Annotated in this window: 17 protein-coding genes and 1 tRNA gene; 7 read left to right on the top strand and 11 right to left on the bottom strand. The window is 72.6% G+C overall.

The features are described 5' to 3' along the window. Positions 1 to 151: 151 nt before the first annotated feature. From IFU40_RS05025 to IFU40_RS05005, 5 genes are read right to left on the bottom strand one after another with little or no spacing between them, the layout of a single operon-like run. Positions 152 to 1,126 (bottom strand): WYL domain-containing protein, encoded by a 975-nt coding sequence (locus IFU40_RS05025; RefSeq protein WP_191925610.1) that lies wholly within the window; start codon positions 1,124 to 1,126, stop codon positions 152 to 154. After that, complete coding sequence (locus tag IFU40_RS05020) at positions 1,123 to 2,115, bottom strand: WYL domain-containing protein (protein ID WP_191925609.1); 993 nt, start codon at positions 2,113 to 2,115, stop codon at positions 1,123 to 1,125. The genes IFU40_RS05025 and IFU40_RS05020 overlap by 4 nt, the downstream gene beginning before the upstream one ends. A gap of 26 nt (positions 2,116 to 2,141) precedes the next feature. Beyond that, entirely contained in the window at positions 2,142 to 3,089 is a 948-nt protein-coding gene (locus tag IFU40_RS05015) for an FKBP-type peptidyl-prolyl cis-trans isomerase (protein WP_191925608.1), read from the bottom strand. Between the two features lie 9 nt (positions 3,090 to 3,098). Further along, a complete protein-coding gene (locus IFU40_RS05010; RefSeq protein WP_070408036.1) occupies positions 3,099 to 4,115 on the bottom strand; it encodes a tRNA (adenine-N1)-methyltransferase in 1,017 nt (338 codons plus the stop codon). Continuing rightward, positions 4,112 to 4,807: an HAD family hydrolase gene (locus IFU40_RS05005; protein WP_191925607.1), complete on the bottom strand. Its 696-nt coding sequence runs from the start codon at positions 4,805 to 4,807 to the stop codon at positions 4,112 to 4,114. The genes IFU40_RS05010 and IFU40_RS05005 overlap by 4 nt, the downstream gene beginning before the upstream one ends. 108 nt (positions 4,808 to 4,915) lie before the next feature. Here IFU40_RS05005 and IFU40_RS05000 point away from each other — a divergent pair, with 108 nt between their 5' ends. After that, positions 4,916 to 5,782, top strand: coding sequence for a PAC2 family protein (locus IFU40_RS05000; RefSeq protein WP_055837557.1), 867 nt, complete (start codon positions 4,916 to 4,918; stop codon positions 5,780 to 5,782). Positions 5,783 to 5,853: 71 nt separating this feature from the next. Here IFU40_RS05000 and IFU40_RS04995 read toward each other — a convergent pair whose 3' ends face one another. Then, a complete protein-coding gene (locus tag IFU40_RS04995) occupies positions 5,854 to 6,699 on the bottom strand; it encodes an undecaprenyl-diphosphate phosphatase (protein ID WP_191925606.1) in 846 nt (281 codons plus the stop codon). An 8-nt stretch (positions 6,700 to 6,707) separates the two neighbouring features. Next, positions 6,708 to 8,009, bottom strand: a complete 1,302-nt coding sequence (locus IFU40_RS04990; RefSeq protein WP_191925605.1) for a M20/M25/M40 family metallo-hydrolase — start codon at positions 8,007 to 8,009, stop codon at positions 6,708 to 6,710. Between the two features lie 140 nt (positions 8,010 to 8,149). On the opposite strand from IFU40_RS04990, the gene IFU40_RS04985 reads away from it, so the two are divergent. Both IFU40_RS04985 and IFU40_RS04980 read left to right on the top strand, forming a co-directional pair. Continuing rightward, a tRNA-Leu gene (locus IFU40_RS04985) sits at positions 8,150 to 8,235 on the top strand. Positions 8,236 to 8,392: 157 nt separating this feature from the next. Next, on the top strand, positions 8,393 to 9,436 hold the full coding sequence (locus tag IFU40_RS04980) for an isopenicillin N synthase family dioxygenase (protein ID WP_191925604.1): 1,044 nt from the start codon (positions 8,393 to 8,395) through the stop codon (positions 9,434 to 9,436). 145 nt (positions 9,437 to 9,581) lie between these two features. Here the strand turns inward: IFU40_RS04980 and IFU40_RS04975 are convergent, their stop codons facing one another. Both IFU40_RS04975 and IFU40_RS04970 read right to left on the bottom strand, forming a co-directional pair. Further along, positions 9,582 to 10,703 (bottom strand): VIT1/CCC1 transporter family protein, encoded by a 1,122-nt coding sequence (locus IFU40_RS04975; protein WP_194716881.1) that lies wholly within the window; start codon positions 10,701 to 10,703, stop codon positions 9,582 to 9,584. A gap of 234 nt (positions 10,704 to 10,937) precedes the next feature. Then, on the bottom strand, positions 10,938 to 13,151 hold the full coding sequence (locus IFU40_RS04970) for a DEAD/DEAH box helicase (RefSeq protein WP_249404101.1): 2,214 nt from the start codon (positions 13,149 to 13,151) through the stop codon (positions 10,938 to 10,940). Positions 13,152 to 13,520: 369 nt separating this feature from the next. Here IFU40_RS04970 and IFU40_RS04965 point away from each other — a divergent pair, with 369 nt between their 5' ends. The 3 genes from IFU40_RS04965 (at position 13,521) to IFU40_RS04955 (ending at position 15,440) form a co-directional block, all read left to right on the top strand. After that, positions 13,521 to 14,381, top strand: a complete 861-nt coding sequence (locus IFU40_RS04965; protein ID WP_055837571.1) for an SGNH/GDSL hydrolase family protein — start codon at positions 13,521 to 13,523, stop codon at positions 14,379 to 14,381. Beyond that, positions 14,378 to 15,070: a hypothetical protein gene (locus tag IFU40_RS04960; RefSeq protein ID WP_206754869.1), complete on the top strand. Its 693-nt coding sequence runs from the start codon at positions 14,378 to 14,380 to the stop codon at positions 15,068 to 15,070. Before IFU40_RS04965 ends, IFU40_RS04960 begins: the two co-directional genes overlap by 4 nt. A 67-nt stretch (positions 15,071 to 15,137) precedes the next feature. After that, positions 15,138 to 15,440 carry a putative quinol monooxygenase gene (locus IFU40_RS04955; protein ID WP_070408042.1) on the top strand — a complete coding sequence of 101 codons (303 nt, stop codon included), beginning with the start codon at positions 15,138 to 15,140 and terminating at the stop codon, positions 15,438 to 15,440. Here IFU40_RS04955 and IFU40_RS04950 read toward each other — a convergent pair. Both IFU40_RS04950 and IFU40_RS04945 read right to left on the bottom strand, forming a co-directional pair. Then, positions 15,437 to 16,243: a TrmH family RNA methyltransferase gene (locus IFU40_RS04950; protein ID WP_191926034.1), complete on the bottom strand. Its 807-nt coding sequence runs from the start codon at positions 16,241 to 16,243 to the stop codon at positions 15,437 to 15,439. The two genes, IFU40_RS04955 and IFU40_RS04950, sit on opposite strands and share 4 nt — an antisense overlap. Before the next feature lie 687 nt (positions 16,244 to 16,930). After that, on the bottom strand, positions 16,931 to 18,133 hold the full coding sequence (locus IFU40_RS04945) for an amidohydrolase family protein (protein WP_249404100.1): 1,203 nt from the start codon (positions 18,131 to 18,133) through the stop codon (positions 16,931 to 16,933). A 96-nt stretch (positions 18,134 to 18,229) separates the two neighbouring features. Here IFU40_RS04945 and IFU40_RS04940 point away from each other — a divergent pair, with 96 nt between their 5' ends. Continuing rightward, positions 18,230 to 18,400, top strand: coding sequence for a hypothetical protein (locus IFU40_RS04940; RefSeq protein WP_156458872.1), 171 nt, complete (start codon positions 18,230 to 18,232; stop codon positions 18,398 to 18,400). Positions 18,401 to 18,438 lie beyond the last annotated feature (38 nt).

Genomic DNA, 18,438 nt, shown 5'->3' with positions numbered 1-18,438 from the left:
CTTGTTCGGGCGTGGACATCAGTCTAACCCGCGGTTTCCGCCGCGGACCGGACAGGCCCACGGGCGCGACTACTGGGTGCGGATGCTCAGGCGCGGTGATCGGGTCGGCCGTCGGCTCGTCGTCATCGCAGAGGGCCGTGCGGGCAGGCGCTCAGGGCTCCGCGCGATACTGCGCCAACCCCGCCGCCGCCCACGCCGCCGCCGCGTGGCGGGCGCCGGCCGGTTCGAGCAGCTCGACCTCGCCGCCGCGCCGGGCTGCGAGGCGCTTCAGGCTCTGCTCGTCCGCGAGATGGAGCGAGGCCACCGAGGTGACCCCGTCGGAGTCGTCGATGTCGGCGCGCTCGAGGTAGTCGGCCAGCAACGGCGCCACCGCGCGAGGAAAGCGGAACCGGGCCACCACCTCGTCGTCGGCCGGGGCGAACAGGTCGGGAACCGGATCGCCGCCGTGCACGGCCGGGATGTCGGTGAGGGTGGGGTCGCTCACGCGGTCGAGGTGGAACGTGCGCACGGCTTGGCGCAGGTGGCACCAGCCCTGCAGGTACCACTGGTCGTTGGCGATGTGCACCTTGATGGGGTCGACGGTGCGCGTGGTGGGACCGGCGCCGGGCGCGCGGTACGTGAACGTGACCGCCACGCGGGCGCGGAGCGCCTCGTCGACGACATCGCGCACCCCGTCGACGGGCCCGGGCGCGACGATGACGGCGGGCGGCGCCGCCGCGGCACCGCGAGCGAGCTTGGAGAGCAGCCCCGAGACGAGGTCGTTGTCGCCGATGCCCGGCAGACTCCGCGCGAGTTGCAGACCCGCCAGCAGAGCCGCGGCCTCGCGTGCGGTCAGCCGGGGCGAGCGTTCCAATCCCACGGTGTTGGTGATCGCGATCACGTCTTCGCGGTCGAGCAGGTCCCAGTCGATGTCGAAGAGGTCGTGCGGCAACTGCCAGTACCCCTGCTCGCCGGGAAGGCCGATGACAGTGAGGCGTTCCACCATCGCGCGCATCTGCCCGGGGGCGACGTCGAAGTCGGCTGCGGCCTCGGCCACCGAGACTTCGCCCTTGCCGAGCAGGTAGGGCACCAGCTGCAGCAGCAGGGCCGCGCGGTCGAGGGCGGCGATGGGCCGATCGGTGCTCACGCGGCACCTCCGTGCAGGGCCAGCGTCGCCTCGAGGCGACGGATGACCTCGACGCGCAGGTCGTCGGGGGCGACGACGCGCACTTCGGGACCGTACGAGGCGAGCTCGTCGGCGAACACGTGCAGGTCGACGTACGGCACGAGGATGCCCTGCGGCGCCGCATCGGCGCGGCGCGCCAGCCGCAGGGCGGCTTCGGTTCCCGGGTGCACCTCGAGCAGGGCCCGCTGACGCGCGGCGACGGCCCGCAGGCCCGCCAGCGCACGCTCTCCGGCGCCGTCTCGCAGGTCGGCCGGGAACTTCTCGCGCGCGACGGTGACGTCGCCGACGATGCGGGCCAAGAGGAACGTGCGGTCGGCCTGCACGTTCTGGTCGAACCCGTAGACGTGCCACCGCGCCTCGTACTCGACGAGGGCGAACGGCCGGATGCGCCGCTCGTGCGGACGTGCCTCGCCCGGACGCAGGTAGGTGAACGTCACCACCCGCGACTGCTCGATCGCCCGCTGCAGGGTCGCGAACGAGGCGTCGCGCACCCGGATGCGGGGCGCGTACCCGATGATCGGCTCGTCGACGGCGATGCCGAGCGCGCGGATCTTGCGCAGACCGCTGCGGGCGTCGACCGAGAGCGACTCGCTCCCCCACACGCCTCCGGCGATGTTCAACAGCGCCACCTCGGCCGGGCTGAACGAGATGTCGTCGGGCAGCTCGTACTCGGCGGTCGGCACGCGATAGCGCGCCTCACGCAGATCGTCGGGGTCGGAGCGGTTGCCGATCGTCTCGATCGGCACACCGAGCCCGCGGAGGTTCTCTTTGTCGCGTTCGAACATCTTCTCGAGCGCATCCTTCGACGCGCCCGCCTCGAGCTGCTCGCGGTAGCCCGCAACCGAGGAGAGGATGGTGTCTTTGGTCAGCCCCTGCTCGGTCGCCATGAGGGCGACGACGAGGTTCACCAGGCGCTCCTCGGGAGCACTTCTGGACGGGGTGGCGGGCACCCGCCCATCCTAGGCGTCGGGGCGGGTCAGCCGACGGTGCCGAGGATGTCCACGACGTACACCAGGGCGGTGTCGGCCGGAGCCTGGAGGATCTGCTGGTCCTGCTCGGTCTGGTCGGCGGGGACGACGACGAGAACCTGCGAACCGACGGTCTGCCCCTCGAGGGCCGAGGCGAGAGCCGGCGGCAGAGCCGACACCTTGGCCTGGCCGGGCGCGCCGTTCTTCCAGGTGGAGGCGAACGTCGTCTTGGCGCCCCACGCCACGCCCTGCACGTGGATGACCACCGAGGAGTCGGCGGTCAGCGCGTCGCCGTCGCCCTTCATGATGGTCTGCGAACGAACCTCGGTCGGGGCGTCGCCCGCGGGGGTCACGATGCCGGGCTGCCCGTCGGGCGCGCGCACGACCGAGGGCATGCCGGACTCGGCGTTGTACTGGTCGGCGCCGTCGGCGGCGGGCAGGAACACCTTGCGCACGTCGAACACGAAGATCGCGCCGTCGCCCTCGCCCAGACCGAAGCCCTGGGCGCCCTGCGCACCGACCTCATCGCCCGGGAGGGCGACCGCGACGCGCGAGCCCTCGGTCACGCACTTCAGCAGCGGGGCGACGGCGGGCACCGCCTGCGTGAGGCGCGTGATCGGGGTGGCGGTGGTGAGGTCGGAGCTGTACTTCGTCGCCCCCACCTGCTCGCCGGTGGCGGCGTCGAGCACCGTGACGTCGATCAGCGAGAGCTGATCGTCGGTCGTGATGCGCGTGCCGTTCCCCTCGATGAGCGTCTGCGTGCCCGCCTGCGACGGGATGAACGGCGATCGCACGGTCACCGTGGGTGTCGTACCGAAGTCACCGGTCGCCTCGACCACCGAGGCGATCGAGCTGTCGGTGGGGGTCGGGCAGGAGGACGCGGCGGTCGCCGAGCATCCGACGAGGCCGAATCCGGCCAGAGCGGTCACGGCCACGAGAGCGGGAAGTCTGCGCACCGGATCAGTTTAGGCGCTCGGGCCCGACTCCTCCGCCGCGCCCGCGACGGACTGCCGCACACCCTCGGCGGACTTCTGCGCTTCGCGCACGCGCTTGCGCAGATTCTTGTCAGTGATCTCGCGGTCGCCGACGGCTCCCGGGGTCCACAGCTCCACGTCTTCATCGCCGTAGCTCGACTTCGACGCGCGGCGCTTGACCTCGGGCGGGACGGCGCCCGGCGCGAGACGGCGGGCCGTGATGAGGAACCCCGTGTGCGCGATCATGCGGTGGTCGGGGCGCACGGCGAGGCCCTCGACGTGCCACCCGCGCACCATCGTCTCGCTGGCATCCGGTTCGGTGAACAGACCCGTGGCACGGATGTACTCGGCAACACGGCTCAGCTGCGTCGCGGTGGCGATGTAGCACAGCACCACACCGCCGGGGGTGAGGGCGTCGGCGGCGGCGTCGATGCACTCCCAGGGCGCGAGCATGTCGAGCACGATGCGGTCGACGGATGCCGGGGCCACGGCATCCGGAAGGCTCTCGACGAGGTCCCCGACGATGACGTCCCACGTCGGGGGGAGCTCGCCGTGGAAGGTCGCCACGTTCGCGCGGGCGACGTCGGCGAACTCCTCACGACGCTCGAACGACAGCAGCCGACCCGCGGGCCCGATCGCGCGCAGCAGCCACAGCGACAGGGCGCCGGAGCCGACGCCGGCCTCGACGACGGTGGCGCCGGGGAAGATATCGGCCTGCGCGAGGATCTGCGCCGCGTCCTTCGGGTAGACGATCGCCGCGCCACGCGGCATCGACATCACGAAGTCGCGCAGCAGCGGGCGCACGGCCAGGTAGTCGTGGTCGGAGCTGTTGGTGACCACGCTGCCGTCGGGCTGACCGACGAGCAGCTCGTGCTTGAGCACGCCGTTGTGGGTGTGCAGCTCGCCCGCCTCGCGCAGCGTGATCGTGTGCATGCGGCCCTTCGGGCCGGTCAACTGCACACGATCGCCGATGCGGAACGGACCGCTCAGGTGGGGGGTCTCGCTCATCGGTTCTCCTGGCGGGTCGGGGCGTGCGCGGCGTGGAGCGCGCGCAGGTGGGCGGTGGTGCGGCCCTCGAGGCTCGGCCAGAGCGCGTGCGCTCCGACGCCCTCGAGCGGCACCATGAGAGGGACGCCGAGCGACACGGCGCCGCTGGCGATGGCCGAGCGCAGGCCGTTCGGGGAGTCTTCGATGGCGACGGTGTCGACGATGTCGACGCCGAGCGCTGCGGCGGCCTGCAGGTACGGGTCGGGGTGGGGCTTGGGGCGCTCGACGTCGTCGCCGGCGACGACGATGTCGAAGGCGGGGAAGTCGATCAGATCGACGACCGAGAGCGCCATGCGCCGCATCGACATCGTCACGAGCGCCGTCTGGACGCCCTCGGCGCGAAGATCGGCGAGCAGCTCGCGCGCGCCCGGGCGGAACGGCACCCCCGTGACGGCGAGCTGCCGCAGCACCTCGTCGGTGAGGTACGAGATGATCTCGTCGACGCCCCACGGCACGCCGGCGTTCTGAAGAAGACGGGCGGAGTCCTCGAGCGCGAGGCCGACCATGCCCAGCGCCTGCTCGTGCGACCACGTGCCGCCGAAGCGCTCCACGAGCGGGGTCTCGGCGGCCATCCAGTACGGCTCGGTGTCGACGAGGGTGCCGTCCATGTCCCAGAGGACCGCGGACGGCGCGGGACGCGCGGGGGAAGTCATCGTTCCATCGTATCCAGCGCCCCGCGCGGCCCCGCGCCGCACGTCCGGCCGTCGCCGCGCGCGTGCGCCTATCCTGGAACCCAGCCCCGACGGGGCAGAGGAGGTTGTGTGGACGCACTGGGTCGCCGGATCATCGTCGCCGCATTCGACGGCTGGAACGACGCCGGAGAAGCCGCGTCGGCGGCGGCCGCCATGCTGCGCGCCGACGTCGAGTACGAGGTCGTGCACACGGTCGACCCGGAGCTGTACTTCGACTACCAGTACACGCGACCGCAGATCGGATTGGATGCCGAGGGGCGGCGCACGCTCACCTGGCCCGAGGCGACGCTGCTGCGGCCCGTCGAGCGCTCCGACGAGGCCGAGATCTGGCTGCTCGTCGGCGTCGAGCCCGCCCGCGCGTGGCAGGCCTTCGCGGCCGAGTTCATCGACGTCGCCCTGCGCGAGGACGTCACCGGCTTCGTGGCCCTCGGCTCGATGATGTCGGACGTGCCCCACACGCGGCCCATCTCGGTGTTCGCCGGCAGCGACAACGACAACGTCCGCCAGTCGCTCGGCCTCGAGAAGAGCCTGTACGAGGGGCCGGTCGGCATCCTGAGCGCGATCGGCCACGCCGCCGAGGCCGTCGGCATCCCCACCGCGAGCCTCTGGGCGAGCGTCCCCCACTACGTCGCCGGGCACACCCCCTCGCCCAAGGCCACGCTGGCGCTGCTCGAACGCCTCGAGACCATCAGCGGCATCGCGGTGCCCCGCGGCGACCTCGAGACCGAGGCGCGCGCCTGGGTCGCCTCGATCGACGCGGCCGCCGCCGACGACGATGAGATGAGCGACTACATCCGCCAGCTCGAGCAGACCCGCGACACGTGGGACTCCCCCGAGGCATCGGGCGACGCGATCGCGCAGGAGTTCGAGCGCTACCTCCGCCATGGCGGCGACGGCCCCACGAAGCCCGGTCGAGACGACCCGCCGCGTCGCTGAACACAGAACGAAGGCGCCGCCCCCGAGGGGACGGCGCCTTTCGTCATTCCGGCCCGTCGGGGCGCGGCCCGTCAGCCGGTGATCGCCGAGTACGCCGGCAGCACGCCGAGCGCCAGCAGCACCATGACCAGGACGCCGAGGGCGACCCGGTAGATCACGAACGGCAGGAAGCTGCCGCGCTGCAGGTAGCGCATGAGGAACGCGATGACGACGTAGCCGACGACGAACGCGATGACCGTGGCCAGGGCCGTCTCACCGAGGCTGTAGGGACCGGTGCCCTCGTCGAAGCTCTTGTACAGCTCGTAGAAGCCACTGGCGAAGACGGCGGGCACGGCGAGCAGGAACGAGTACTCGGCCACGGCGGTGCGCTTGTAGCCGAGGGCGCGACCGAGCGTCGTGGTCGCGCCCGAGCGCGAGACGCCGGGGACGAGCGCGAGCGCCTGCGCGAAGCCGTACGCGATGCCGTGCGGATAGGTCAGGTCGTCGAGCTCGCGGCGGCGCTTGCCGTAGTGGTCGGCGAGACCGAGCAGGACGCCGAACACGATCAGCACGATCGCGGTGATCCACAGGCTCCGGAAGTTGTCGCGGATGAGGCTCTGCAGCAGGAAGCCCGCCGCCGCGATCGGGATGGTGCCGATGATCACGAGCCAGCCCATGCGGGCGTCGGGGTCGCTGCGCGGAACCCGGCCGGTCAGCGAGCCGAACCAGCGTGAGAGCACCCGACCGATCTTCTTGCGGAAGTAGATCAGGACGGCGAGCTCGGTGCCGATCTGCGTGATCGCGGTGAAGGTCGCGCCCGGGTCGACGCGCGACGGCAGGAACTCGCCCACGATGCGCAGGTGCGCGCTGGAGGAGATGGGGAGGAACTCGGTCAGGCCCTGAACGAGCCCGAGGATGATGACCTCGAGAATATGCATGCGGTCCTTCAGTACGTCCGGAGGAGGTCGGCGAGAACTCGTCGACCGAACTCGAGCGCGTCGACGGGGACGCGCTCGTCGACACCGTGGAACATCCCGGTGAAGTCGAGATCGGCGGGGAGTCGCAGCGGTGCGAATCCGTAGCCGGCGATGCCGAGGGTCGACAGCGCCTTGTTGTCGGTGCCTCCGCCCATCAGGTAGGGAACGACCGGCACGCCCGGGTCGTGACGACCGAGCTGTTCGATCATGGCGTCGACGAGGTCGCCCGAGAACGGCACCTCGAGGCCGATGTCCTGGTGCACGATCTCGATGTCGACGTGCGGGCCGACGATGCGGCGGATGTCGGCGAGGGCGGCCTCTTCGGTGCCCGGCAGCACGCGGACGTCGATGAGGGCCTCGGCGCGGTCGGGGATCACGTTGTGCTTGTACCCGGCGGTGAGACCCGTGGGGTTCGTGGTGGTGCGAAGCGTGGAGCGGATGAAGCTGGATGCGGCGCCGGTGCGCAGGGCGAGAGCATCGGGATCGCCCGCGTCGTCACCCGTGATCTCGGCGAGTCCCGCGAGCAGCTGCGTGGTGGTGTCGGTGAGCCGGATGGGCCATTGCGTGCGCCCGAGGGCCGCCACGGCCTCGGCGAGGGCCGTCACGGCGTTGTCGGAATGCAGACCGCTGCCGTGGCCGGCGCGGCCGCGGGCGACGAGCTTGATCCAGATGAGGCCCTTCTCGCCCACCTGCAACAGGTACGCCCGGCGGTCGCCGACGGCGATCGAGTAGCCGCCGACCTCGCTGATGGCCTCGGTCGCGCCGGCGAACCACTCGGGGCGGTCCTTCACCACGCGCGCCGAGCCCTCGACGCCCCCGTTCTCCTCGTCGGCGAAGAACGTCACGATGATGTCGCGCTCGGGCTGGTCCCCCGCGCGCAGCACGTCGGCGACGGCGGTGAGGATCATGGCATCCATGTCCTTCATGTCGACGGCGCCGCGGCCCCAGAGCACCCCGTCGCGGATCTCGCCCGCGAACGGGTCGACGCTCCAGTCGGCGGCGACGGCCGGCACGACGTCGAGGTGGCCGTGCAGGATCAGGGCGGGCTTGTCGCGGTTGCGGCCCGGGATGCGCGCGCAGACGTTGGTGCGGCGCTCGACCGGCTCGTAGTACTCGACGTCGAGACCCAGCGCTTCGAGGTAGGCACCGACGTACTCGGCGGCCTCGCGCTCCCCCTCGGCACGACCCCCGCCGTAGTTCGAGGTGTCGAACCGGATCAGGTCGGACGCGATGCGGGCGACCTCGGGCACGTCGGTTTCGAGCTCGGACATGCGCTCTACGGTACCCGGGGAGCGCGACCCCTCCCGTCGCGTGTCATCGTGAGACGCGCCCGGGGCGTCGCCCCGGTTCGAGGCGGGGTCGGGAGCATGGTAATGTCGTTCCTCGTTGCGAAAGCGACGAAACACCCAATGCGCGGGTGGCGGAATAGGTAGACGCGCTAGCTTGAGGTGCTAGTGCCCTTTAACGGGCGTGGGGGTTCAAGTCCCCCCTCGCGCACAGAACGACGAAGGCCCCGGGTTCATCCCCGGGGCCTTTTCTGTTCCCCTCGCGGCCCGGCGTCGGTGTCCTCGGAACCCTCCCCCGCCGCGCCTGTTCCGCGCGAACGTGACGCCCCAGAAACACCGGCGTGACACGGCCCGCTTAGCGTCGAGGCATGCCCCCGTTCCGCGTGCCGACGATCGACATCTCCGCCTGGGTGGGCCGCGGCTCGCCCGATGCCCGGGCGGCGGTGGTCGCCGCCGTCGATCACGCGTGCCGCACCGTCGGGTTCATGCAGATCGTGGGGCACGGCATCCCGGATGTCGCGGTCGCAGACCTCGCCGACGGACTCGACGAATTCTTCGCCCTGCCTCTCGAGACGAAGAAGACGTACGTGCGACCGGCGAGCGAGAACCGGGGGTACAGCCCGCCGAAGAGCGAGTCGCTGAGCTACAGCCTCGGCGTCGACCCGGTCACGCGCATGAACGACTTCTTCGAGGCGTTCAACGTGGGAACGTCGGCCGCCGAGTATCCGGGGTCGACGGCGACCCCCGAGGACTATGCCGCGAACACGTGGCCCACCGACACGACCGTCTTCGAGCCCGCGGTCCGCACCTATTACGACGAGGCACGCCGGGTCGCCCACACGCTCACGCGCGTGTTCGCCGCGGCGCTGCGGGTGCCGGAGGACTTCTTCGACGACCTCACCGGCCACTCGATCGACGTGCTCCGCATGAACAACTACGCCCTGCCGCCCGGCACGATCGAGCTCGACGGCGAGCTCACGGGCATGGGCGAGCACACCGACTTCGGGCTCGTGACCGTGCTCTGGGCCGATCAGGTGAAGGGGCTGCAGGTGCTGGGGTCGGACGGGTCGTGGAACGACGTCTCGCCCGCCGACGGCGCGTTGCTGGTCAACCTGGGCGACGTGGCGGCACGGCTCACCAACGACCGGTGGATGTCGACGCTGCACCGGGTGAAACCGCCCGTCATCGACGGGACGATCGAACGCCGGCGATCGGCGGCGTTCTTCCACGACGGCAACGCCGACGCGGTGATCGCTCCCCTGCCGCACTTCGTCTCGCCCGACGCGCCCGCGCTCTACGACCCCGTGACGGTGCGCGAGCACATCGCCGCCAAGCTCGCCGGCTCGCGGGCGGGCCGGCGCAACGTGACGGCGATCCGCGAGGCCGCGCGCGTGGCGGCGAGCCGCGGCTGACGCGGCATCGCCTCGGCATGCGGCGCCGCCCCCAGCCGCCCGGGCATCGCAGCCGAGAGACGCTCGCTCTCGCGAGACGCGCGGTGTCGCGCCGTGTCTCGCGCGAATCGGTGTGTCTCGCGCGGCGTCTCCAGAGGCCTCGGAGTCACGCCGCGGAGACGCCGAACACCAGACCCAGCACGTAGGTCACGGCGGCGGCGCCGAAGCCGATCGCCAGCTGGCGCAGGCCCCGCTTCAGCGGCGACGCCCCCGACAGAAGCCCCACCATTGCCCCGGTCGCCATGAGCGCAATGCCGACGAGGGCGAGGGCGAGGAGGACGGCACCGAGACCCGTCATGCCGAGGATCCACGGCAGCACCGGGATGATCGCGCCCGAGGCGAAGAACAGGAAGCTCGAGATCGAGGCACCCCAGGCGCTGCCGACGACGTCGTGCGCGGACTCCCCCGGAGCCGCGGCGGCGGGCGCCGTTCCCGCTCGCGCGGCGGTCACGGCCTCGCGGGCCTTGTCGAGGGCGGCCTCGGGGTCCATGCCGCGCGTGCGGTACACGAGGGCGAGCTCGTTGGCATCCAGGTCGAGGTGGGGAAGCGCGGAGTCGGCGAAGTCGCTCTCTTCGGTGGCTTCCAGCAGCTCGCGCTGCGAACGCACCGAGACGAACTCCCCCGCGCCCATCGACAGCGCTCCGGCGAGCAGACCCGCGATGCCGCTGAACAGCACGAAGCTCGGGGCGACGCCGGTGGCCCCCACGCCCATCACGAGGGCCAGGTTCGAGACGAGGCCGTCGTTGGCCCCGAACACGGCAGCGCGGAAGGTTCCCGACAGGCGACGGCGGCCGCGGGCGGCGAGACCGCGCACGACCTCGTGGTGCACGCGCTCGTCGGCGGCCATCGCGGGAGTCGCGTACGGCTCGTCGGAGTACGGCGAGCGGGCCTCGGCGTTCTGGGCGAGGGCGAGCACGAAGATCGAGCCGAAGCGGCGGGCCATCCACGAGAGGGACCGGGTACCGATCCCGGGCCGCGGCAGGCGCGGCGGAGTCTCGCCCAGCAGGTCGAGCCAGTGCTGCTCGTGGCGCCCCTCGGCCTCGGCGAGGGCGAGCAGGATGTCGCGCTCCTCGCCGGTGCGCCGCGAGGCGAGCTCGCGGTAGACGCGCGCCTCGGCGCGTTCGTCGACGAGATAGCGCGCCCAGCGGCGGCGATCACGGGCGGTCGGGGTGGCGAGGGTCGTCACTCGGGCTCCTTCGGGTCGCCCACCACCGTAATGAGCGCCCATCGCTCCCCCGGGCGCGTCGGCCGACACTGACAGCATTTCGGGCCTCCGAAGCCCGGGAACACGCGGATGCCACGGCGACGGTGCCAGCATTTCGGGGTCGCGAAACGCGAGGTGACGGCACATCTGCATGACCGACCGCGCGGTGAGAGCCCGAGGTGGCACCGACCATGAACTCCTGCCCCACCTGTCATGCAGATGGACCACGTCCGCGGGGGCCAGGTCACCCAGCGGGGTTCAGGAATGCACGCGCCTGCGCAGCACGTCGATGCGCGCCTGCAGCTGCGCGACGGTCGCGTGCGAGACGGCGGGACCGCCGCAGATGCGCCGGAGCTCGGCGTGCACGAGGCCGTGGGCCTCGCCGCTCTGGCGGGCGTACAGACCCACCATGGTGTTCAGCAGCTGGCGCTGCTCTTTCAGCGTGCGGTGCAGCGGGGCGGGCAGGCCGCCCTCGTCGACCGACGGCGGCTCGACGCCGTTCTCCTTCTCGCTCGCCTCGCGAGTGGAGCGGTGGCGCGACTGCCGGGTCGCGCGCGACATCAGCACCTCGTGCACCTGCTCGGGCTCCAGCAGACCCGGGATGCCGAGGAACTCCTCTTCTTCGACGGTCCCGGGAACCGCGAGCTGACCGAACTCCTGCCCGTCGAACAGCACCCGGTCGAAGTGGGCGAGGGAGCCGAGTGCCTGGTATTCGAACTCCTGCTCGAGCGCGTCGGACGCTTTGTCCTCGCGCTCGGCGGCGTCCATCATGTCTTCTTCGGCGTTCCACTGGTCTTCCGCGTCGCTGTCGCGGTCGAGGGCGTGGTCGCGCTGCGCCTCCATCTCACCGGCGAGGGCGAGCAACTGCGGAACGTTCGGCAGGAAGACGCTCGCGGTCTCGCCCCGCCGGCGGGCGCGCACGAAACGGCCGATGGCCTGGGCGAAGAACAGCGGGGTCGAGGCGCTCGTGGCGTACACGCCGACCGCGAGACGCGGCACGTCGACGCCCTCCGACACCATGCGCACGGCGACCATCCACCGGCTCGTGCCCTTCGAGAACGTCTCGATGCGACCCGAGGCCTCGGCCTCGTCGGACAGCACGACGGTGACCTTCTCGCCGCTGATGTCCTCGAGGATGGCGGCGTAGGCGCGCGCCGCGGTCTGATCGGTCGCGATGACCAGGCCTCCGGCATCCGGGACCGTCTCGCGCACCTCGGTGAGGCGGCGGTCGGCGGAGCGGAGGACCGCGGGGATCCAGTCGCCGTTCGGATCGAGAGCGGTGCGCCAGGCCTGCGAGGTGATGTCTTTGGTGTTGTCCTGCCCGAGCTGGGCTTCCATCTCTTCGCCGGCCTTGGTGCGCCAGCGCATCTGACCGGCGTATACGAGGAAGAAGACGGGGCGGACGACCCCGTCGTCGAGCGCACGTCGGTAGCCGTAGGCGTAGTCGGTGCGCGAGAGGCGGATGCCCTTGGCGTTCGGGTGGTACTCCACGAACGGGATGGGCGCGGTGTCGCTGCGGAACGGCGTCCCCGACAGCAGCAGACGACGGGTGGCGCGACTGTAGGCCTCGCGCAGCGCGTCGCCCCAGCTGAGGGCGTCGCCACCGTGGTGCACCTCGTCGAGCACGACGAGGGTGCGGGCGTCCATCGTCAGGCGGTGATGCACCTCGGCCTTGACCGCCACCTGCGCGTAGGTCACGGCGACGCCGTGGTACTGCCGCGAGGGCGTGGCGTGACGGTTCGAGAAGAACGGATCGAGACGGATGCCGACCCGCGCGGCCGCCTCGGCCCACTGGGTCTTGAGGTGCTCGGTGGGGGCCACCACGACGATGCGGTCGATGACGCGGCGGCGCATGAGCTCACTGGCCAGGCGCAGGGCGAACGTGGTCTTTCCGGCGCCGGGGGTGGCGGCGGCGAGGAAGTCGCGGGGCCCCTTGCCCTCGCCGTCGGGTCCGTCGAGGCCGAAGTAGAGGTCGAGCGCCTCGGCCTGCCACGCGCGGAGGCGCTGGGCGGTTCCCCACGGCGCGCGCTGCGGGAACGCCGGCGAGAGGTGCTCGGCCGCGAAGGAGCCGAAGTGCGGCTCGGTGCCGTCGGGGGCCTCGTCGACGGAGAGGGGGACGTCGCCGGGCACGGGGTGGTCGACGACGGGAGCGGTGGCCTGGGCGGGGTCGACGGGGGTGGGGGCGTGGGCCGGATCGGCGGGGGCGGATGCCGGGCCGGCGGGGGCGGATGCCGGGTGGGGCTCGGTGGTGCGCGGGGCGTCGGCGGGGGCGAGCGGCGTCGCCGCCGCCTCGCGAGGCGGCGCGGGGGGATCGTCGAGCGGGAAGCGTCCGGGACTGGCGATCGCGCCCGGGCTGGCGATGCGCGCCGTGCTCGCGACAGGGCCGGGGCTCGCGATGCGGATCGCGCCGGCGCCCGCCGGAGAGGAGTCTGCGTGAGGGGGGTGCGGAGGGCGGGCTTCTTCTTCCAGCATCGAACCTCCATCCCTCGCGAGCGCGAACATCAACGATAGGTCACCTCCGCGCGGTGTCGCACCGGACTGTGGACAGATCCCGCCTTCGCCGGGCTCTCACCGCGCCCCATCCGAGCGGACGTCGGGCCGGAGCGTGTCGTGCGGCCGCGCGCGTCCACACGGCCGTCTGCGCGGCGGGGCGTCGCGGCGCGGCGGGCAGCGCGGAGGGCGCGGCGCGGCGGGGCGGGCGGCGCGGAGGGCGGCGCAGCGGGCGGCGCAGCGGGCGGCGCGGCGAGCGGCGGCCGACCCGCTGCCGCGTGCGCCGCCCCGGCCGTCCGGCACCTCCCGCCGTGTCGGGGGTCGGGGTTAGCCTGGACCGAGGAGGTACCGATGACGACAGATCCGCACTCGCCCCGCATCCCGTCCGCATCCGACAACCCCGGCCCCCACCCGTGGCGCCGCTACGTCGCCCTGGGCGACTCGTTCACCGAGGGGATCGGCGACCCGCTCCCCGACGGCGATCACCGCGGCTGGGCCGACCGCGTCGCGGCCGTGCTGGCCTCGCAGGTCGACGACTTCGCCTACGCCAACCTCGCCGTGCGCGGAAAGCTCATCGCGCAGATCGTCGCCGACCAGATCGAGCCGGCCCTCGCCCTCAAGCCCGATCTCATCACCTTCTCGGCCGGCGGCAACGACGTCATCCGCCCCGGAACCGATCCCGACGCCGTCTCGCGCCAGTTCGAAGACGCCGTCAGGCGCCTGCGCCGCGACGGCGCCACCGTCGTGGTGTTCACGGCGATCGACACCGAGTTCACGCCCGTGTTCCGCGGCATCCGGGGCAAGGTCGCGATCTACAACGAGAACATCCGCGCGATCGCCGACGCCCACGACTGCGTCGTCGCCGACCAGTGGGGGCTCAAGGGGGTGCAGGACATGCGCTTCTTCGACGACGACCGCCTGCACTACAACGCGCTCGGCCATCACGAGGTGGCGCGCATGGTGCTGCGGGCGCTCAACGTTCCCAACGATCTGCAGCCGATGCAGCCCGAGACGCTTCCGGTGCGCACGTGGCGCGCCGCGCGCGAGCGCGACCTGGTCTGGGCGCGGTCGTACCTCATGCCGTGGGTCCTGCGGCGCCTGCGGCACCAGTCGTCGGGCGACGACGTGCACGCCAAGCGTCCGGAGCCGCTGCCCGTCGTGACCCTCGCGCCGGGTCCGGATGCCGCGGGCCCACGCGGGACGCAGGTGTGAGCGGCGTGGACCACGACGACCTGCCCGACGCCGTCACCGCGCTGCTGGACGCCGCCGACGCCGACGTGCTCCTGCGCGATGCCGAGTCGCTGGCCGCGGGACTCGTCGAGGCCGGCTGGACACCCGAGGTCGAGAGCGGGCGCTTCGGCGCCGACGGCTGGGACGTGCTGTCTTCGGCCCGGGCGCCCCACGTGTCGGTGTTCCTCGACGGCGAGGTGAGCCGGGTGAGGGGCGCCGCGCTCGCGGTCGCGTCGGCGATGAAGGCCGTGCCGCACCGCTGGGTGTTCGACTCCGAGGGGCCGGACTGGTCGACGTGGTCGGTAGACGACGAGCGATGGGACGCCGAGTCCGTCGACGCGCTGGAGTGGACGGGAGCCGACGTCGTCGTCACCCTCTTCACCGCGGGTGAGACGCCGGCGGGTCGGGACACGCTCCCCACCCACCTGCACCTCGCGATCGAACGCGCCGACACTCCGTCGGACGGCCTGCCGCGCGATGACGACCGCGCGCGGCGCGTGCTGCGCGAGGGCTCCGTCATCGATCGCTGGTACCTCACGGGCGAGGATGACCTCCCCGACGACGTGCTCACGGCCCTCGAAGCCGACCCCGACCCGCGCGTGCGCGCCGCGGCCGAGTCGGAGCGGTGGATCCGTGAGGGGTCGCTCGGCGAGCAGCCGCCGGGGCTCTGACCCTTCTGCGCGCCCCGGCGCCGCGGCGGCTCGCGGCGATGTCCGAGCCCCTCGCTAGCCTTCAGGCATGACCTTCGTGAACGCCGGCACGCTCGGCACCGAACCCGGCCGACGCGATGAGCTCGTCGGCATCCTGACTCGTCGCAACGACGCGCTGCGCGAGCTGGGCTGCGAGCTGTACGAGGTGGGCACGACCGACGACGAGCCCGACACCGTGTTCGTCGTCGAGGTGTGGCGCGACACCGAGGCGCATAAGGCCTCGCTGCGGCACCCCGACGTCGTTGCCGCGATCGCCGAGGCCAGGCCGCTGTTGAACGGGGAGTTCGGCGGCTTCCGGTTCGAGGTGTCGGGGTCGCCTCTGCGCGACTAGCGCCGCCCGCGCCCCAGTTCCCACAGCGCGACGGCGCTCGCCGCGGCGACGTTGAGGGAGTCCACTCCCCCGGCCATCGGGATCGTCACGACCGTGTCGGCCGCGGCGAGCGCGGTACGACTCAGACCGTCGCCCTCGGCGCCGAGCAGCAGCGCGACGCGTTCGTGTCCCGCGGCCGAGAAGGTGTCGAGGCTGACGGCGTCGTCCGACAGCGCGAGGGCGGCGAGGTGGAGCCCCGCGTCGTGCAGCAGCGGTGTCGCCTCCGACCACTCGGGCAGGCGGGTCCACGGCACCTGGAACACCGTGCCCATGCTTACGCGCACGCTGCGTCGGTACAGCGGGTCGGCGCACCGCGGCGTCACCAGCACGGCATCCGCGCCCAGGGCCGCCGCCGAGCGGAACGCGGCACCGATGTTGGTGTGGTCGACGATGTCTTCGAGCACGACGACAAGCCGCGCGTCGCGGACGACGTCAGCGACGGATGCCGGCACCGGGCGGTGCATGGATGCCAGCAACCCCCGGTGCACGGCATACCCGGTGATCTGCTCGGCGGTCTCGGACGTGACGACGTACACCTCGGCATCCTCACCGACGAGGGCGAGGGCGTCGGCGAGGAACTTCTGCTGTACCAGGACCGAGCGGGGGCGGTGCCCGGCGCGGAGGGCCCGGTCGAGCACCTTCGACGACTCGGCGATGTAGAGCCCTCCCGCGGGTTCCGACACCCGGCGCAGCGACACGTCGGTGAGATCGCGGTAGTCGGCGAGTCGGGGGTCGTCGGCGGAGTCGAGCGGGATGACGGGCATCGTCCCATCGTGCCAGCCGCGTGCCGCAAGCTGCGCCCACGCCCACGCCCACGCTCGGTCCCACGTCCACGCCCAGGCCGCCCACATCCAGGCCGCACCCGCCCCCACGTCTGCGCCCACGCCCACGCCGCGCCCAAGCCCACGCTCCGCACCCACGCTTGCGCCCAAGCCCACGCTCCGCACCCACGCTTACGCCCAGGCCGCGCCCCGTGCGCCCTCGGAGCACGTCGAGTGTCCGGAACACGCCGCGTCCGGGCCCGCTGGCACGGCGCGTCTTGGACACTCAGCAGCTTCGGCCCCGCGCGTCACTCCCGCAGTTCGCACCGGCGTTCGCGCCCGGGTCCACGCCTGCGCCTGCGCCCACGCCCACGCCCACGCCCACGCCCAGGCCCGGGCCCGGGCCCGGGACTAGGCCGCGCCCATGCCCGGGACTAGGCCGCGCCCATGCCCGGGCTCGCGCCTCGCCGGCGCCCCGTGGGGGCCGGCGCGCGTCGAGTGTCCAACACACGCCGCGTCCCTGCCCGCTGGCACGGCGCGTCTTGGACACTCAACGGCTTCAGCGTGAGCGTGAGGGCCGGGACCGAGCCGGGGCCGGGCCTGGCGCGAGCCGGGACGAGGCGCGAGGCGCGAGCCGGGGCCGGGCGCCGGGCGGCGCGAACCGGGACCAGCACCAGGCGCCGCGCACCCTCACGCCACGTGCAGCACCCGCCCGCCGCCGACGACCAGCATCCGCTCGGGCAGGCGCACCAGCGCGTCGAGGGGGTTCTCGGCATCGAGCAGCACGATGTCGGCGCGGGCACCCTCGATGAGGTCGTGGGTCTCCCGGCCGACCGACCAGGCCGCGTCGGTCGTGGCGAGCTGCACGACGCGCAGCAGATCGTCGTCGCGTACGAGGCCCGCCGCGCGGGCGTACTGCCAGGCGATCCCGAGGGTGTCGCCGGTGCCGTAGGGGCTCCACAGATCACGGATGCCGTCGGTGCCGAACGCGAAGCGCACCCCGGCCTCGTCGAGCTCGGCGAGCGGCAGCTGCGGCAGGCGGAGCGGGGCGACCGTGGTCATGGTGACACCGACCTCGGCCATCGCGGCGAGCAGGTCGCGGCGGCGCGCGGGCTCGATCTGCGCGACGGCGAACCCGTGGGCGATGTTCACCCGCCCCTGCAGCCCGAGCCGGGCGGCACGGTCCACGAGCAGCTCGATCTGGAAGGCGCCGAGGTCGGTGGGGTCGTGCAGGTGGATGTCGATGCCGACGCCGGTGTCGGCGGCGAGCGCGGTGATCGCGTCGATCTGCCCGACGGGGTCGCGGTCGATGGTCGCCGGGTCGAGTCCGCCGATCCCCTCCACGCCGGGTCGGGCGGCGGCCTCGCGCAGCAGGTCGAGGACCCCGGGGCGGCGCAGGACCCCGTCTTGGGGGAAGGCGACGATCCGCACGTCGAGCGCGCCTTCGTACGCCGCGGCCGCTTCTTCCACGGCCTCGATTCCGCGCAGGCCGACTCCGCCGTCGACGTCGACGTGGGTGCGGATCGCGGTGGTGCCGTGGCGCACGAATTCGCGCAGCACGTGGGCGGAGCGCTCGAGCGACGGGATGCCGAGGCGGTCGCGCTCGGAGCGTTCGTGGCGGATGCGCCCCTCGGTGGACGCCTCGCCGCCGTAGGACTGCCAGGGAAGCCCCCACCACGACTTGTCGACGTGCGCGTGCGCGTTCACGATGCCGGGGAGGGCGAGGAGACCGCGTCCGTCGAACTCCCGCACGCCGATGGGGGCCGTGCCCGCCGGGATGATCCCGGTGATCTTCCCGTCGGCCATCGCGATGTCGACGAGGTCACCGCCCCAGGGCCGGACGCGCCGGAGCGAGGTGATGTCGAGCATGGCCGGAGGGGGAAGGGGGGTCATGGTCCCAGTATCCCCAGCGCCTCGGCCCCGTCGGCGGCGCCGCGCGCGGCGACCGCTCGCGCGCCCCGCTGGCCGGGGCTGTGCGACGATCACCGTATGGATCTGCAGAGCTTCCTCGCCGACGTGTGGTCGTACGGTGTCCTCGGCCTCATCGGCCTGATCGTTCTCGCCGTCGTGCTCGCCGTCATCTTCGGGCCGGCCCTGCTGCAGGCGCGGATCGCGCGCACGGAGCCGAAGAAGCCCTACCCCTGGCAGCGGCGCAAGTAGGGGCCTCCCGCGCCGGCCGCCTGCGCCGCCGCCCGCGC

Source organism: Microbacterium sp. CFBP 13617, from assembly GCF_014839445.1.
In the GTDB taxonomy this organism is placed as follows: Bacteria; Actinomycetota; Actinomycetes; order Actinomycetales; family Microbacteriaceae; genus Microbacterium.
This window is presented reverse-complemented; position numbering and strand designations above follow the sequence as displayed.

Excerpts from the sequence above, each read along its gene's own strand:
- IFU40_RS04940 (WP_156458872.1), top strand. The coding sequence starts at position 18,230 with ATGGATCTGCAGAGCTTCCTCGCCGACGTGTGGTCGTACGGTGTCCTC.
- IFU40_RS04970 (WP_249404101.1), bottom strand. The coding sequence starts at position 13,151 with ATGCTGGAAGAAGAAGCCCGCCCTCCGCACCCCCCTCACGCAGACTCC.
- IFU40_RS04945 (WP_249404100.1), bottom strand. The coding sequence starts at position 18,133 with ATGACCCCCCTTCCCCCTCCGGCCATGCTCGACATCACCTCGCTCCGG.
- IFU40_RS04955 (WP_070408042.1), top strand. The coding sequence starts at position 15,138 with ATGACCTTCGTGAACGCCGGCACGCTCGGCACCGAACCCGGCCGACGC.
- IFU40_RS04965 (WP_055837571.1), top strand. The coding sequence starts at position 13,521 with ATGACGACAGATCCGCACTCGCCCCGCATCCCGTCCGCATCCGACAAC.
- IFU40_RS05005 (WP_191925607.1), bottom strand. The coding sequence starts at position 4,807 with ATGACTTCCCCCGCGCGTCCCGCGCCGTCCGCGGTCCTCTGGGACATG.
- IFU40_RS04990 (WP_191925605.1), bottom strand. The coding sequence starts at position 8,009 with ATGTCCGAGCTCGAAACCGACGTGCCCGAGGTCGCCCGCATCGCGTCC.
- IFU40_RS04995 (WP_191925606.1), bottom strand. The coding sequence starts at position 6,699 with ATGCATATTCTCGAGGTCATCATCCTCGGGCTCGTTCAGGGCCTGACC.
- IFU40_RS04980 (WP_191925604.1), top strand. The coding sequence starts at position 8,393 with ATGCCCCCGTTCCGCGTGCCGACGATCGACATCTCCGCCTGGGTGGGC.
- IFU40_RS05010 (WP_070408036.1), bottom strand. The coding sequence starts at position 4,115 with ATGAGCGAGACCCCCCACCTGAGCGGTCCGTTCCGCATCGGCGATCGT.
- IFU40_RS04975 (WP_194716881.1), bottom strand. The coding sequence starts at position 10,703 with ATGGGCGCTCATTACGGTGGTGGGCGACCCGAAGGAGCCCGAGTGACG.
- IFU40_RS04950 (WP_191926034.1), bottom strand. The coding sequence starts at position 16,243 with ATGCCCGTCATCCCGCTCGACTCCGCCGACGACCCCCGACTCGCCGAC.